This window comes from Kitasatospora putterlickiae, assembly GCF_039527695.1.
Lineage (GTDB): Bacteria > Actinomycetota > Actinomycetes > Streptomycetales > Streptomycetaceae > Kitasatospora > Kitasatospora putterlickiae.
Map to the genome: position 1 here is coordinate 1 of NZ_BAAAKJ010000540.1, position 1,712 is coordinate 1,712.

The 1,712-nt window shown below is 73.4% G+C and carries 1 protein-coding gene; it reads left to right on the forward strand.

Annotation, left to right across the window (positions count from 1 at the left end; all coding sequences use genetic code 11):
- Positions 1-259: 259 nt before the first annotated feature.
- Entirely contained in the window at positions 260-1,708 is a 1,449-nt protein-coding gene (locus tag ABD308_RS38935) for an ABC1 kinase family protein (RefSeq protein WP_344345780.1), read from the forward strand.
- Positions 1,709-1,712 lie beyond the last annotated feature (4 nt).

Consider the following 1,712-nt stretch of genomic DNA (forward strand, 5'->3'; position numbering starts at 1 on the left):
GGGGGCCCCAGAAGAGTGGGGAAAGGGCGCCAGGGCGGGGGAGGGAGGGGCCACCGTGGCGGCCGGCTCAACGATCGCAACGCCCGTGCACGATCCCCGGGGCTGACGCGCACGGTGCGCCCCGGCGGGGCGGTCCGGGCGGGGCTGCCCCGACGGGGCGGCGGAATCCGGCCGGGGCCGCGCCGTCGAACGGGCACAATGGCGTATGACGATCGGCCTCCACCCCGGGGGCCTTGGGCGTGTCGACTTGGAGGCCCGGGTGAGCGATCTTCCGCGCAAGGCAATGACCCGCACGGCAAGACTCGCCGCCCTGCCGCTGGGGATAGCCGGCCGGGCCACCCTCGGCCTCGGGAAGCGGATCGGCGGCCGGTCCCCCGAGGTGGTGACCGCCGAGCTGCAACAGGCCACCGCCGACCAGCTGTTCAAGGTCCTGGGCGAGCTCAAGGGCGGGGCGATGAAGTTCGGGCAGGTGCTGTCCGTCTTCGAGGCCGCCCTGCCGGAGGAGGTGGCCGGCCCCTACCGGGCGGCGCTGACCAAGCTGCAGGACGCCGCGCCGCCGATGCCGGCCGCGAAGGTGCACGCGGCGCTGGCGCAGCGCCTCGGCGAGGACTGGCGGAGCCTGTTCCAGGAGTTCGACGACCGGCCGGCGGCGGCCGCGTCGATCGGTCAGGTGCACCGGGCGGTGTGGCACGACGGGCGCGTCGTCGCGGTGAAGGTGCAGTACCCGGGGGCGGGGGACGCGCTGTTGGCGGACCTGTCGCAACTGAGCCGGTTGGCGTGGCTGCTGGGTCCGCTGGTTCCGGGCCTGGACATCAAGCCGCTGATCACGGAGTTGCGGGAGCGGGTCGCCGAGGAGCTGGACTACGAGCTGGAGGCGCAGGCGCAGCGCCGTCACGCGGAGGAGTTCGCGGGCGATCCGGAGATCGTGGTGCCGGGTGTGGTGGCGCAGGCCGATCAGGTACTGGTGTCGGAGTGGATGGACGGCACACCGCTCGCGGAGGTGATCGCCTCGGGTTCGCAGGAGGAGCGGGACCAGGCGGGCCGGCTGCTGGCGCGGTTCCTGTTCGCCGGTCCGTCGCGGACGGGGTTGCTGCACGCGGATCCGCATCCGGGCAACTTCCGGCTGTTGAAGGACGACGGCCCGGTGGGGGGCTGGCGGCTGGGGGTGCTGGACTTCGGGACGGTGGACCGGTTGTCGGGCGGGCTTCCGGCACCGATCGGGGCGTCGTTGCGGATGGCGTTGGCCGGCGACGCGGCGGGTGTGCTGGCGATGCTGCGTGAGGAGGGTTTCGTGAAGCCCTCGATCGAGCTGGATCCGGACGCGGTGCTGGACTACCTGGTGCCGATCATCGAGCCGGCGGCGGTGGAGTCGTTCCACTTCACGCGGTCGTGGATGCGGGCGCAGGCGGCGCGGATCGCCGATCCGCGGTCGCCCGCGTACAACCTGGGCAAGCAGTTGAACCTGCCGCCGTCGTACCTGTTGATCCACCGGGTGACGCTGAGCACGATCGGGGTGCTGTGCCAGCTGGGTGCGAAGGCGCCGTTCCGGGCGGAGATGCTGGAGTGGCTGCCGGAGTTCGCCGAGGCGGGATCGCCGGGGAAGCGGACGGCCGCGGGCACCGCCGGAACGCCGGAGCGGGGAGCCGCGAAGAAGACGGCGAGGAAGGCGGCCCCGGCCAGGCGTCGGAGCCCGTCGGCGGAGGGCTGATCCG